At 55.3% G+C, this 12,364-nt stretch carries 15 protein-coding genes and 1 other annotated feature; of the genes, 5 read left to right on the forward strand and 10 right to left on the reverse strand.

The genetic code is table 11. The annotated features are described in order from the left end of the window. The first annotated feature begins 26 nt into the window (after positions 1-26). A complete protein-coding gene (locus aalo17_RS13180; protein ID WP_256699771.1) occupies positions 27-152 on the forward strand; it encodes a hypothetical protein in 126 nt (41 codons plus the stop codon). An 83-nt stretch (positions 153-235) separates the two neighbouring features. Here aalo17_RS13180 and aalo17_RS08325 read toward each other — a convergent pair whose 3' ends face one another. The 6 genes from aalo17_RS08325 to aalo17_RS08350 form a co-directional block, all read right to left on the reverse strand. After that, complete coding sequence (locus tag aalo17_RS08325; protein WP_067558119.1) at positions 236-1,063, reverse strand: amino acid ABC transporter ATP-binding protein; 828 nt, start codon at positions 1,061-1,063, stop codon at positions 236-238. An 11-nt stretch (positions 1,064-1,074) separates the two neighbouring features. Then, positions 1,075-1,725 (reverse strand): amino acid ABC transporter permease, encoded by a 651-nt coding sequence (locus aalo17_RS08330; RefSeq protein WP_067558122.1) that lies wholly within the window; start codon positions 1,723-1,725, stop codon positions 1,075-1,077. Between the two features lie 6 nt (positions 1,726-1,731). Further along, positions 1,732-2,562 (reverse strand): amino acid ABC transporter substrate-binding protein, encoded by an 831-nt coding sequence (locus tag aalo17_RS08335; protein ID WP_067558125.1) that lies wholly within the window; start codon positions 2,560-2,562, stop codon positions 1,732-1,734. A 338-nt stretch (positions 2,563-2,900) separates the two neighbouring features. Further along, positions 2,901-3,770, reverse strand: coding sequence for a MetQ/NlpA family ABC transporter substrate-binding protein (locus tag aalo17_RS08340; RefSeq protein WP_067558128.1), 870 nt, complete (start codon positions 3,768-3,770; stop codon positions 2,901-2,903). Between the two features lie 87 nt (positions 3,771-3,857). Beyond that, on the reverse strand, positions 3,858-4,535 hold the full coding sequence (locus aalo17_RS08345) for a methionine ABC transporter permease (RefSeq protein ID WP_067558131.1): 678 nt from the start codon (positions 4,533-4,535) through the stop codon (positions 3,858-3,860). Then, positions 4,519-5,562 (reverse strand): methionine ABC transporter ATP-binding protein, encoded by a 1,044-nt coding sequence (locus aalo17_RS08350; RefSeq protein WP_067558134.1) that lies wholly within the window; start codon positions 5,560-5,562, stop codon positions 4,519-4,521. Before aalo17_RS08350 ends, aalo17_RS08345 begins: the two co-directional genes overlap by 17 nt. A gap of 40 nt (positions 5,563-5,602) precedes the next feature. After that, positions 5,603-5,838, reverse strand: a binding site (T-box leader). Between the two features lie 118 nt (positions 5,839-5,956). Between aalo17_RS08350 and aalo17_RS08355 the strand changes: the two genes are divergently transcribed. Beyond that, a complete protein-coding gene (locus tag aalo17_RS08355) occupies positions 5,957-6,463 on the forward strand; it encodes a hypothetical protein (protein ID WP_067558137.1) in 507 nt (168 codons plus the stop codon). Next, entirely contained in the window at positions 6,460-6,711 is a 252-nt protein-coding gene (locus tag aalo17_RS08360) for a hypothetical protein (protein WP_067558141.1), read from the forward strand. Before aalo17_RS08355 ends, aalo17_RS08360 begins: the two co-directional genes overlap by 4 nt. 117 nt (positions 6,712-6,828) lie before the next feature. Here aalo17_RS08360 and aalo17_RS08365 read toward each other — a convergent pair whose 3' ends face one another. Further along, positions 6,829-7,536, reverse strand: coding sequence for an amidohydrolase family protein (locus aalo17_RS08365; RefSeq protein ID WP_067558144.1), 708 nt, complete (start codon positions 7,534-7,536; stop codon positions 6,829-6,831). 40 nt (positions 7,537-7,576) lie between these two features. Between aalo17_RS08365 and aalo17_RS08370 the strand changes: the two genes are divergently transcribed. After that, complete coding sequence (locus aalo17_RS08370) at positions 7,577-8,248, forward strand: alpha/beta hydrolase (RefSeq protein WP_067558147.1); 672 nt, start codon at positions 7,577-7,579, stop codon at positions 8,246-8,248. A gap of 318 nt (positions 8,249-8,566) precedes the next feature. On the opposite strand, the gene aalo17_RS08375 is transcribed toward aalo17_RS08370, so the two are convergent. Both aalo17_RS08375 and aalo17_RS08380 read right to left on the reverse strand, forming a co-directional pair. Next, positions 8,567-10,015, reverse strand: coding sequence for a nicotinate phosphoribosyltransferase (locus aalo17_RS08375; protein WP_067558149.1), 1,449 nt, complete (start codon positions 10,013-10,015; stop codon positions 8,567-8,569). Between the two features lies 1 nt (position 10,016). After that, the gene (locus tag aalo17_RS08380; protein WP_067558152.1) at positions 10,017-10,679 is read right to left on the reverse strand and encodes a cysteine hydrolase family protein; all 663 of its coding nucleotides are present in this window, start codon (positions 10,677-10,679) and stop codon (positions 10,017-10,019) included. Between the two features lie 116 nt (positions 10,680-10,795). On the opposite strand from aalo17_RS08380, the gene aalo17_RS08385 reads away from it, so the two are divergent. Beyond that, entirely contained in the window at positions 10,796-11,215 is a 420-nt protein-coding gene (locus tag aalo17_RS08385; RefSeq protein WP_067558154.1) for a PPC domain-containing DNA-binding protein, read from the forward strand. A gap of 112 nt (positions 11,216-11,327) precedes the next feature. On the opposite strand, the gene aalo17_RS08390 is transcribed toward aalo17_RS08385, so the two are convergent. Beyond that, positions 11,328-12,263 carry an Rpn family recombination-promoting nuclease/putative transposase gene (locus tag aalo17_RS08390; RefSeq protein WP_067558156.1) on the reverse strand — a complete coding sequence of 312 codons (936 nt, stop codon included), beginning with the start codon at positions 12,261-12,263 and terminating at the stop codon, positions 11,328-11,330. Between the last annotated feature and the right edge of the window lie 101 nt (positions 12,264-12,364).

Consider the following 12,364-nt stretch of genomic DNA (forward strand, 5'->3'; position numbering starts at 1 on the left):
GCCACCATAGGCATGGATGGCTGTAGATGAGAGACAGGATCGTGTTCATGCTGCGGCTGTTTCGTCTGTCCCGCATCGACAACTGTGACAGCCTGCTTGTGGCTGCCCATGAAAAAAGCCAGCCTGTTCTCTCAGAAAGGCTGACTTTGTAATCGTTTGTATACTGCATTCCGACAGGCCGGGAGTCGGCTTCTTTCAGTTCCTGCAGGTATCATCTATCCGCCGTTCCAGTCTGTCAGACCTCTGACAGACTGGATGGGCGGACTGGGCTGACAGACAGCTTTCCGATGAACTCCTGCACCCGCTGTTTGTCGGATGCAAAGAGCTGTTCCGGCGTTCCCTGTTCCACGATTTCTCCGTTTTCCACAAAAATGATCCGGTCGGATACTTCCCTGGCAAACTCCAGCTCGTGTGTCACGATCACCATGGTCATATGCTGTGCCGCCAGCTGTTTGAGAACGTTGAGCACATCGGCAGTGAGCTCCGGGTCCAGTGCCGAAGTCGGCTCATCCAGAAACAGGATCTCCGGTTTCAGTGCCAGGGCCCTGGCCACGCTCACCCGCTGCTGCTGTCCGCCGGAGAGCTCACAGGGATAGGCATCGGCCTTGTCCGCCAGACCGAACTGTTCCAGCAGCTTCAGGGCTTCCTGTTTTGCCTGTTCTCTGTCCTGCTTCAGGACCCGCACCGGTGCATCCATGACGTTTTTCAGCACCGAATAATGCGGAAACAGGTTGAAGTTCTGGAACACCAGTCCAAAACTCCGATGGATTTTCTGGAGCTGTGCCTGGGACGCATAGACCGCATCGCCACCCTGGCCATCGACAGCTTCACACGCCCAGACCCCACTGTATCCCAGGGATCCGCCATCCATGGTTTCCAGCATGGTCGCGCACCGCAGGAGTGTCGATTTTCCGGACCCGGAAGGACCGATGACCGACACGATTTCTCCATTGCGGACAGACAGGGATATGTCCTTGAGCACCTGGTTGTCGCCGAAAGCCTTCCGCATATGGCGAATGGTCAGGAGTTCGCGGTCTTTGCCGTTCTGACTTGTTTCATTCATCCCAGGTCCTCCTAATTCCGGTAGTAGGCATAGTGTTTCTCAATGCGCTCCATGACGAAGCTGACAATGAGGTTGAACACATAGTAATACAGCCCGGCGATCATCAGCGGGACGATCGTGGCCTGCGCAGCCGCCAGCTGCTTGGCAATGGTGAACATTTCCGCCACAGCGATCGCAAAAGCCAGCGAAGTGTCCTTGACCAGCGTGATGATTTCATTGGTCACTGCCGGCAGGACCTGCTTGATCAGCTGCGGCAGAATGATGTGAAAGAATGTCTGGGTCTTCGAGTATCCCAGCACTTTCGCCGCTTCATACTGGCCCTTGGGCATGGCCTGCAGGCCGCTGCGGTAGATCTCTGCAAAATATGCCGCATAGTTCAGGACAAACGCCAGGATCACCGCGATGAACCGGTAATCCGCACCAACCCGTATCCTGAAGAGATAATAGGGACCAAAGTACACGACGATCAGCTGCAGCATCAGGGGTGTGCCCCGCATGACAGATATATAGAACTTGGTGACCGCACTCAGGATCCGGTTTTTCGACATCCGGCCAAATGCCACCACCATGCCCAGCGGCAGGGAGAACAGCAGGGTCAGGAAGAAAATCTCCAGAGAGACAAGAAGTCCCGATCCCAGCTCCGTGAATGTCTGCAAATCCATTCAGGATCAGTCCGCCTTGTCTGCGCGGTATTTGTCAATCACAAGGAAGTCCTTCAGACCGTATTTGTCTGCAATCTTGTCCACTGTTCCGTCGTCATACAGCTTGTAGACATCTTCCTGGACCTTGTCCTTCAGTTCATCGTTGCCCTTCAGGAACCCGATAGCGTACACCTCGGACGCAAGAGGCTTCTCCAGTTTCCGGAATTCACCCTCCCGGCTGGCCAGCTGGTAGTCTGCCACGCCGACGTCCATCGCCACGGCATCCAGACCGCCGGCTTCCAGGTCCATCATGGCCGTGTTGTAGTCCGCATACTGTGTGAGGTTTGCGAAGCTGTCCATCAGGGCTTTGTGATCCTCGGATTCCAGGGCAGCGAGTGCGGAGGAATCCTTCTGGACACCCACGTTTTTGCCGGCGAGGTCTTCGGCTGTCTTCACATCTGAATCAGCCGGCACCACAAATACCTGGGAGTTGTCGATATAGGGGGTGCTGAAGGTGTACTGGTCTTCCCGGCCATCCATGGTGAACCCGTTCCAGATGCAGTCAATGGTGCCGCTGGAGAGCTCCATGTCCTTGGCATCCCAGTCAATGGGCTGCTTCACAAGTTCCCAGCCCTCCATGTCAGCCACAGCCTGCGCCAGTTCCAGGTCAAAGCCGGTGTATTCGCCGTTTTCATCCTTGTAGCCATAGGGCGGGAATTCCGCATCAAAGCCTACCGTAAAGGTCTGTTTGTCGCCGGTATCCTTTGCATCGGCAGCTGCCTGGTCTTCCGTCACCGTGCCGGCACATCCCGCCAGCAGGATTCCTGCGCAGAACAGCGCCGCCATTCTTTTTTTCATTGTATTCACAAATGCTCCTCCTTATACCCGGATCCGGATACAGAACAGCGTCATCTGTATCCGGATCATCAACAATCCGATACTAACAGAGAGCCCCTGGCATTTCAATCAGTGATGTAACCACTTTCCGTCCACAATGTAAATTGTTTCAGGATACAGCAGCCTCTGCCTGTTCCCCTTTCGCTTCAGGAAGATACAAAACCGGATCATGGTGCCAAAGGGCGTCCCTTCCATTGCCAGGGGTCATACTGCCGGAAACCGGGACAGCAGGGATACGTCGCTGTCTCCAAAGAAAAACCCTGCAGGGGGTCTGCAGGGCTGTTGTCATCCGGCTGGTCTTACGCCGCAGGTACGACAGATACACCGAATTCGTCTTCGATGTATTTCTTGATGTCATCGGATTTCAGGATCTCCACGAGCTTCTTGATGGAATCCTTGTCTTTGTTCGCTTCCTTGACCGCCACGACGTTCTGGTATGTCTTCGCAGCTTCGGAGTCGCTGGCTTCGTTGGCGCGCAGGTAGTCGGTGATGTTCGCTGCCAGGGCATAGTTGCCATTGACGACTGCCACGTCCACATCCGGCAGCTGGTTCGCGGTCTGGTCTGCAGCGGATTCAATGATTTCCACGTTTTTCGGGTTGTCCTTGATGTCCGCCTTCGTGGCGTTCAGCCCGGCGCCGTCCTTCAGCGTCAGGATCCCCAGGTCCTGCAGAAGCAGCAGGGCGCGGGCTTCGTTTGTCGCGTCATTGGGCACTGCGATCTTTGCGTTTTCCGGGATGTTGTCCAGGTTCACTTCCTCAATCTCCTGGGCATAGGCGCCAAGGGGTTCGTAGTGGATCGCACCGGCGGATACCAGGTAGCCGTCGTCTCCTTCCTTGTAGCCGTTGTCTTCGTTGTAGCCATCCAGGTACGGCTGGTGCTGGAAGTAGTTGGCATCCAGGCTGCCATCAGACGTGGAGGGGTTGATGTTGGGATAGTCGGAGAATTCGGTGATCTGCAGATCATAGCCGGCTTCCTTCATCGGCTCAATGGCCTGTTCCAGGATCATGGCGTGGGGAGCCGTGGTGGCGCCCACCTTCAGGACTTCCAGGGTCCCGTCTTCCTTCGGTGCGTCGGCTCCGTCGGTTTTCTGTGTGTCGGATGCGGAAGAGCAGCCGGCCAAACCGGCAGCCAGCAGGGCTGCAGCAGCGAGTTTTGCGAGTTTGTTCATCAGTGTTTCCTCAACTTTCTTTTTTTATCAATCTATGCGTTTGACAGAGGGATCTGCCTCTGGATCTGTCACCAGAACGGTGCAGGCTCATCGGGTGAATTTCGCCACCAGGCGGTCGCCGATCAGCTGGATGATGGAAATGATGATCAGGATCAGCAGGATGACCACATACGTGATGTCCGTCATGCGCCGTCCGTTGCCATAGCGGATCGCCATGTCGCCCAGTCCCCCGGCACCGACAGCCCCCACAATGGCGATCTGTCCGATCAGGGCGATCAGGGTGATGGTCACGCCCCGGATCATGCCCGGGATGTTTTCCCGCAGATACACCTGGGTGATGATCTGCCAGTTGGTCATGCCCATGGAAATCGAGGCCTCGACGACCCCCTCGGGGATCTCCATGATTGCCGACTCGAACTGGCGGGCCATGAACGGGACAGTGCCCACGATCAGCGGCACCATGGCGCCTGTGATCCCGATTGTGGTATGGAACACGAAGCGGGACAGGAAGGCCAGGGCCGGAACCAGGATGATGAACGGGATCGCCCGGAACAGGTTGATGATCTTGTCCAGGATCCAGAACACCCATTTGTTCGGTGCAATGCCGTCCTTGCGGGTGATCACTACGACCACCGCCAGGATCAGACCCAGGATGATGGAGACAAGGCCTGACCAGAACAACATGACCAGCGTGTCCCAGGTGGCCTTCGGGAACTGATCGGCGTATTCGATCACATTCGGTATCCACTTAGTCAATGTTTCCACGCTTCATCACCTCCGTTCTGATGCCTGCCTCCCGGCACAGGGCCAGCGCATCCTTGAGCTGCTGGTCGCTGCCGGTCATTTTCGTGACGATCGTGCCAATGGGCTCATCCCGGATCACTTCAATGTTCCCGAAGATGATGGAACTCTCCACCCCGAGTTTCTCGGCGAGTCGCGAAATGATGGGCTCCGCCGCATTTTCCGGCGTGTAGGTGAGTCTGACCAGCTGCTGGTTTTCCGCCAGCTGGGTCAGGGGGTGTCCCGTGTCGAGGAGTTCCTGGATTTTTGCGGATTCGTTGGTCGTGTTGATGAAGTTGCGGGTGATTTCCTCGATCGGGTTGATGAAAATCGGCACCAGGTCATTGGTTTCCACCACCCGGCCGGCTTCCATGACCGCCACCCGGTCGCAGATTTCCTTCACCACGAGCATTTCGTGGGTGATCACCACGACGGTGATGTTCCGCTCCCGGTTGATGCGGCGGATCAGGTGCAGGATCGACTGCGTGGTCTGGGGATCCAGGGCGCTGGTGGCTTCATCACACAGCAGGACCTTGGGATCCGTGGCCAGGGCCCTCGCAATCGCCACCCGCTGTTTCTGTCCGCCGGAGAGCTGGCTGGGGTAGGAGTCCCGCCGCTCCACCAGGTCGATCAGGTCGAGGAGTTCCATGACCTTTTTGTCGATTTCTTCCTTGGGGCGTTTCTCCATGCGCAGGGGCAGGGCAATGTTTTCATACACCGTGCGGGAGCGCATGAGGTTGAAGTGCTGGAAAATCATGGACATTTTCTGCCTGGCGTGCCGCAGCCCGGCAGCATCCAGGTCCAGCAGGTTTTTTCCGTCGAAGATGACCTTGCCTTCCTCCGGACGCTCCAGCAGGTTCATGCACCGGACCAGCGTGGATTTGCCTGCGCCGGAAAATCCGATGATGCCAAAGATCTGTCCTTCCGCGATGTCCAAAGAAACATCCTTGACTGCGTGCACATCGCCGTCCCTGGTCTGAAAGGTCTTTGTGACATGTTCCAGTCGGATCATGTGGTTCCTCCTTGTCTGTTTAAATAAAAAACTCCCATCACAACAGGACGAGAGTGCTCGTGTTACCACCTATCTTCACAGAGTCCTCACAGGCTCTGCCTCATCAGGTACTGACATACCCTTGCGCTGTAACGGGCGCCCCCGTCATGGCCTCATCCATTACGCTTGGCCACGCGACTCCAGGACCATGTTCGTTCCGCTTCCCGCATGTCCTTTCACCAGCCGGACACTCTCTGCAGCCTTCAGAGGAACTACTCTTCCTTTCCGCATCACTTTGAACCCATGATAACAGCCCGCCTGCAGGGGGTCAAAGAAAAAATGAAAAAGTTTCTGTAAGAAGATTTCATTCCATGCCCTGCCCTGTCATTCACGGTATAATGAGACACAGAATCCGATGAAAACAAAAATAGAAAGCGGGGATTTTATGTTCAAATATGCCGGCAATCCCATCTTCTGGACCACGGCAGCCGTGATCCTGGTGACACTGGCGGACCTGGCTGCGGCTGCGCCGGTACAGGCTGCAACCGTTGCGGCCTTGTACTTCCTGATCTGGTGGGGATTTTACATCTATCGCCACAGCCTGGCCAGGCGGTGGGATCTGATGCTGCCACATCCTGACGGGGTATGTGTATCCGGTTCCGGCCGTCTGCAGGCTGTCCCGTATCTGTACCTGGGGGCCCAGGCCCTGTTTTCCCTGATCTGCCTTGTCCTGGCCGGAGAATGGACGGCCATGATCGTCGTGCTGGTCCTCTGCCTGCTGGGGGCTCTTGTCATCCTGCACGGTCAGAAGAAAGCGGAAAAAGCCAGAGTGGCGGCCATCCGCAAAGAAGCGAAAGAAACCATGGAAGCCGCGAACAGACCGTCTCACCGGTTTGCGAAGACAGCCAGGAGCGGCAAATGAGGAAAACACTCCGGGTCTGCTTCCTGGTCCTGGCACTGGTGCTCACCGTCTTTGGCTGGAACCAGTCCAGGGCCGGGGTGTGTCTGGTCTGGGCACTGCTCTGTGTGGAGGAACTGGTGAGTCTGCAGATGCAGCAGAATGCAGAACCGGTTTCCTGGTATGGGTGGTACAAGCCGCTGCTGATGGCAGGGACCGTGGTGTTTACAGCTGCAGCAATCTGGCTTGTCCTCTCCGGTCCGGGGGCCTGACGGTATCCTGTGCCTGCGGATGTGAGTCTGGATATTCAAAAAAGCGGACAGCATGCCGCTCCTGCCGGGGCGCTGCTGTCCGCTGCATTTGTTTTCACGATGCATCTGGCCTGTGTATCAGCACCGGATGACATCCGGCCAGACGGGGATCCCGTTTTTAATGATCCGACGCAGGCTGGTCATATCCGCCTGGTCAAACAGGGCTTCCAGGTCCGGAACCCGAAACACAAGCAGATCTGCCAGTTTTCCGGCTTCCAGAACGCCTCTGTCCTTCAGGCCCTGATCCTCGGCCGGCCAGACGGTCATGGCTTTAAGAAGATCCATGGGGTCTGCCTGCAGCATATGCCGCAGGTAGAAGGCGGCAGGCTGAAAGGAACGGGTCTGCCCCGGGCCCTGGCAGCTCAGAACATAGGGAGCAGCCGGCAGCTGATCCATGCCGAAGGTCACAGACTCCATCTGTGCTGGGCGGGAGCGGAACACGTCCTGTTTCAGTGTCCGCTGCTGGATACGCCCGGCTTTGGTCATCACGGTCAGGATGCCGTTTTTCTGCAGCTGCCAGAGTGTATCATGTTCATGGCGCAGCATCTGGCTGTAAGATGTTTCTTCGGGCATGTCGTAACAGGCTTCAATAAATGCCGGCACAACGATTTCGCCCGCGGCATCCAGGACCCTGGTGGCGTCATCTGTGAGGTCCCGGAAACTCCCTGTTCCCACAGAGATGATCCATTCATGGTGAATGGCGATATAAGCATGGTGAAGCACGGTGTCATGCTGATCGCAGGTATACAGATGATTGATGTTCTTGATGATCAGCGTCGCTTTCATCGGGCTCTCCTGACGATATAGATTGGAATGAGATAACAATATGAGACTGTTTCAGAGAAACAAGAAACCCCTGGTGGTGACGATCCACGGTTTCGGCAAAAACCGGTCCAGCGAGATGGACAACCTATGCGCCTTTCTGAAGGAACACGGGTACGACACGCTGCAGTTCGACATCTATGACCTGGAAAACGGTCTGGATGCCGACTGGAAGGAATGGCTGCGGCGATGCGAACGCCAGATGCATGAAGCCCTGGGGCGCAATCCACGGATCATCCTGGTGGGATTCTCCATGGGCGGCGTGATTGCGACGCATCTTGCCACAGTTTACAAAGTGGAGAAGCTGGTCCTGGTGGCACCTGCCTTCCGCTATCTGGATTTCGAGAAAGTCGCCCGGTCCCTGGCTTCTTCCCTGTCCGGCCGCAGCAGGACCACGGTTCCCAGCTCCGAGCAGACCAGGGCCTTCCGGGAGATCGTGGACAACTGCCGGGGATCCATTGCGAATCTCGACTGCCCGGTCCTGATCCTGCACGGAACAGAGGACGAGGTCATCAACCCCTCCAGCTCCACGGAATTCTACGGACGCATCCGTCACGACCGCAAACGGCTGATCTTCCTGGAAGGGGCCCATCACAGGATGCTGTACGACGGATTCATGGAAGAAACCGCCGACTGGATCATCCTGGACTTCATCGAAGGCAAGTACGGCATATGAGCCAATCAGCCCCACCCGATCCCCCAGGAGTCCTGACAAAGTCAGGAATCCGGGGGCATTGGGTAGAAAAGCTCAGTGGAGACCGGCAGACAGCCCTGTGACATTTCGATCCATGACTGTTGGTGAGTTGAATGGCCTGCAGCAGCTGTCTTCGCAGACAGCTGTTTTTCTTTGTCTGACAAAAGGGTTCCGCAGTGTCCGGTTCAGCTGAACAGACCAGGAATCGCAGTATCTGACACTACCTGAAACCATCAGCTGAATCCGCGTCCCCACGTTGTCTCTCACCCGACAGCCGGGTGAGAGACAACGTGGGGAACACTACTTGTATTCCTCCAGCATGCCAAGCTTCAAGTCAAGCAGTTTCTCCGTAAGATCCACGTAGTATACCTGCGGGTTCACGAACCGCTTGATCTCCTCCCACAGCGTGTCCATTTCCCGCTTGGAGTACGCCCGGATGCCCTCCAGTGTCGGGCAGTCATACACGAGCTCTCCGTTCCGGAAAATCTCCACCAGCAGAGGACGCAGTTCGTAAGTGCCACCGACAATCGTTTTGTACTTCCACTTCTTCATCGGGTGGTAAATCGTGAGATCCTTCTCCGGATCCAGCACTTCGTCCTGCAGCGCGATCACATCCGCAATGGCCTTGCCTTCTTCCTTGTCCAGGATCCGGTACAGGTTCTTATACCCCGGATCCGTGGTTTTCTCATCGTTTTCCGAGATCTTGATCCGCGGGATCCACTCCCCATCATGATTGACCGCACTCATTTTGTACACACCGCCAAACACCGGGGTGTTCTTCGAACAGATCATGTTTTCCCCCACACCGAAGGAATCGATCTTGGCTCCCTGCTGGTGAATCAGCGATTCGATGAGGTACTCATCCAGGGAGTTGGAGACCACGATCGCACAGTCCTGCATCCCGTTATCGTCCAGGATCTTCCGGATCTTCTTCGACAGATACGCCATATCACCGGAATCGATCCGCACACCCTTCAGGCGGTAGCCATTGGGTTCCAGGTATTCCTTCGCCACGCGAATGGCATTCTGGATCCCGCTTTTCAGCGTGTTGTAGGTATCGATCAGCAGTGTGCAGGAATTGGGGAACTGCTTCGCGTAGGCCAGGAACGCATCATATTCCGTGGGATAGCTCTGAACAAAGGAATGGGCCATGGTCCCCAGCACCGGGATGCCGAATTTCTGCCCTGCATAGGTCGTGGCCGTTCCAGCACAGCCGGCGATATAGGCAGCCCTGGCACCCATCACTGCAGCATCGAAGTTATGTGCACGCCGGGCACCGAATTCCATGACCGGTCTGCCCTCTGCCGCCTGTACGATGCGACGGGCTTTGGTGGCAATCAGTGTCTGGTGGTTGAGTGCCAGAAGCAGTGCGGTTTCCACCAGCTGTGCCTCGATGATCGGTGCCTTCACACGGACCAACGGTTCGTGCGGAAACACCGGGGTGCCTTCGGGAATCGCCCAGAGATCACCGGTGAACCGGATGTTGGCCAGGTAGTCCAGGAACTCCGGCGTAAACTGGCCAAGACCAGCCAGATATTCAATGTCCTCCGGCTCGAACCGCAGGTTCTGTACATAGTCAATGATCTGTTCCAGACCGCAGAACACAGCCAGTCCCCCGTTGTCGGGATTCCGGCGGTAGAAAAGATCGAAGACCACTTCCGTGTCCTTCAGCCCGTCTTCAAAATACACCTGGCTCATGGTGAGTTCGTAGAAATCCATCACCAGGCTGAGATTGCGCACTTCCTTCATATCAGTTTCCTTCTCCTGTATCTTCCGTTTCACTGTTCTTCTTTGATTCTTGACTGCCAGCTGCAGGGATCTTTTCCGGGTCAGTGTCGACGATGGCATCCACTACGAGAACCCCGGCGGCTTTCATAAGATCCAGCGCCGTCTTCTGCCAGAACGGACCATCATGAATTTCGTCCATGTGATACGTGGCGGTGCAGTCAGCCGGTACGATCACACGTCTGTCCTGCTCTGTCTGGTTGAAAAACGCCTTCAGAGCCAGGGCAAACTGCAGGACACAGATGTCTGTGCAGCAGCCGGTGATCACCCAGTCATGGTACTGACTGCCCTGTTCCTGGAGAAACACCTGGAAATCCGGAGCGAAAAACGTGTTGGTGCTGTTTTTCGGGATCCGGTGCTCAACGCAGTCCGCCAGTTCGTCGATGATGTCCGATTCCTCTGTGTTTTTGAGGCAGTGAGGTGGAAACGCATCAAACTCCCTGGCATTCCAGTCATGTTCATCCGCCACAAACCATGTCGGCGCATTCAGCGACTGAATCAGTTTGCGGATGTCCGGGGCTGTGTCGATGATGGCGGGATCTGCCAGGGCACCCTGTTTTGCGAATCCGTTGATCATATCCACCACAAACAGCACCGGCTGTTTCAGGTCGGCCGCCTGTATCTTCATGAATTCCCTCCCTGACTGTGTGACAGTCTGTCCAATCTTGTCTATTATACCACTGGTATACCACTGGCACAGCAGCCATTGGCGGGCTATCCTGAGAAGAGAGGATGGAATGTACGATGGAAACAAAACGAACCGCAAACTGTCTGGTGATCCGCCTGGATCCCGGGGAAGAACTGATCAACAGCCTGCTGACAGCCTGTCAGGAGCATGACATTCACTGCGCGCAGATTACAGGAATTGGCGCAGCAAAGAAAATCACCTGCGGTGTCTTCGATCCGAAAACGAGGGAATACCACTCAGAGAAGTTCAAAGGCATTTTCGAAATCACCAGCCTGAATGGCACCATCACGACAATGGATGGCGGTTTGTATCCGCATATCCATGTCACGTTTGCGGATGAGAAATACAAAGTCCGCGGCGGTCACCTGAACAAGTGTGTGATCAGCGCCACAGCAGAAATCGTGCTCATGATCCTGGATCTGGAGATCGACCGTCAGGCAAGTCAGGAAGTCGGCCTGAATCTGTTCCGGTTCTGAGTCCAGCTGGCTGGAGCGGCCATCTGCAGGCTGAAAGGTGCAGCAAGTGAATCAGAATACAGTTCAAAAAACCGCAGTTTCTCAATCACTGCGGCTTTTTATGATGCATGGTTTACTGACCGGTTTCCCGTTTCATTTCTTCATAGCAGGCATCAAAGGCTTCTTCGGAGCTCAACGCCCGTTCATAGTCATCCAGTCTGTTGGCGTTTTTCAGCCAGGAATAAAGCTGCCTGTCTTTTGACCGGGTTTCCTCTCTGCCCTTCTTCCTTCCCTGCTGCCGACCCTGTCTAAGGCCCTTCCTTTCTCCGCGCAGCATGGCTACGTTTACCTCCTCCTTTGTCAGACATGTAAACACCTGTTCCATCGTCCACTTCTCCTTTCCGCCAATGATTTTTTCTGTTTCTTCCAGACTGATTTTGCTTCCGCTCAGGTACATCAGACCTCGAAGCGTCGTAACCGGATGATCCACAGGTCCTTCAAGAACAGTATAAGGTCTGCCTTCCCGTTTTGCCTTCACCATCCAGGCAAAAAAGCGTAAATCGGTTTTCATGTGCAGAATCACCTCATCCGGCAAAGCGCCCAGATCCACCACCCTGATCCGAAAATCCTGAAATACCGGTGGAAGGTCTTTGCACCTGGTATTCATCTTCTCGCTGAGCGATACCAGGCAGGTCCAGGGTCTGTCCCCATAATGCAAAACACCACCCACAATCGGGACTGGAGATTTGCCGTCCTGTGCTCTCGTCAGATACTGATTCGCAATGGAAGCCATCAGCCGTTCAACCATGTTTGGATCCGGCTTTGTCTGGTTTTCCAAACAGGACAGCAGCACGTCTTTCTTCACCACCGAATCCGCCAGCATCATGGCAGAATCCTGTTCCATGAACGTCAGCACCATTCCCGGATCTCTGGGAACATGCACCGGATAGTGACGGAGACACACAGGATCAAATTCCCATTTCTGTCCGGTGACGAGCTCCAGTGCTTCCTTGTGGACCTCCGGAAACTCCAGCAGATGTCTTTCAACAATGTCTTTTTCTTTTCCCAATCAGATGCTCCTTTCCAGCTGAATGCCTCTACTTTGTATATTCGCCAGAACGGCCCATTTTTGAGAAAATTTCCCAAAAAAGTTTTGGAGACAGGGAATCC

The sequence above is a fragment of the Faecalibaculum rodentium genome (assembly GCF_001564455.1).
Classification (GTDB): Bacteria; Bacillota_I; Bacilli_A; order Erysipelotrichales; family Erysipelotrichaceae; genus Faecalibaculum; species Faecalibaculum rodentium.

Excerpts from the sequence above, each read along its gene's own strand:
- aalo17_RS13180 (WP_256699771.1), top strand. The coding sequence starts at position 27 with ATGAGAGACAGGATCGTGTTCATGCTGCGGCTGTTTCGTCTGTCCCGC.
- aalo17_RS08325 (WP_067558119.1), bottom strand. The coding sequence starts at position 1,063 with ATGAATGAAACAAGTCAGAACGGCAAAGACCGCGAACTCCTGACCATT.
- aalo17_RS08330 (WP_067558122.1), bottom strand. The coding sequence starts at position 1,725 with ATGGATTTGCAGACATTCACGGAGCTGGGATCGGGACTTCTTGTCTCT.
- aalo17_RS08335 (WP_067558125.1), bottom strand. The coding sequence starts at position 2,562 with ATGAAAAAAAGAATGGCGGCGCTGTTCTGCGCAGGAATCCTGCTGGCG.
- aalo17_RS08340 (WP_067558128.1), bottom strand. The coding sequence starts at position 3,770 with ATGAACAAACTCGCAAAACTCGCTGCTGCAGCCCTGCTGGCTGCCGGT.
- aalo17_RS08350 (WP_067558134.1), bottom strand. The coding sequence starts at position 5,562 with ATGATCCGACTGGAACATGTCACAAAGACCTTTCAGACCAGGGACGGC.
- aalo17_RS08355 (WP_067558137.1), top strand. The coding sequence starts at position 5,957 with ATGAAAACAAAAATAGAAAGCGGGGATTTTATGTTCAAATATGCCGGC.
- aalo17_RS08360 (WP_067558141.1), top strand. The coding sequence starts at position 6,460 with ATGAGGAAAACACTCCGGGTCTGCTTCCTGGTCCTGGCACTGGTGCTC.
- aalo17_RS08365 (WP_067558144.1), bottom strand. The coding sequence starts at position 7,536 with ATGAAAGCGACGCTGATCATCAAGAACATCAATCATCTGTATACCTGC.
- aalo17_RS08370 (WP_067558147.1), top strand. The coding sequence starts at position 7,577 with ATGAGACTGTTTCAGAGAAACAAGAAACCCCTGGTGGTGACGATCCAC.
- aalo17_RS08375 (WP_067558149.1), bottom strand. The coding sequence starts at position 10,015 with ATGAAGGAAGTGCGCAATCTCAGCCTGGTGATGGATTTCTACGAACTC.
- aalo17_RS08380 (WP_067558152.1), bottom strand. The coding sequence starts at position 10,679 with ATGAAGATACAGGCGGCCGACCTGAAACAGCCGGTGCTGTTTGTGGTG.
- aalo17_RS08385 (WP_067558154.1), top strand. The coding sequence starts at position 10,796 with ATGGAAACAAAACGAACCGCAAACTGTCTGGTGATCCGCCTGGATCCC.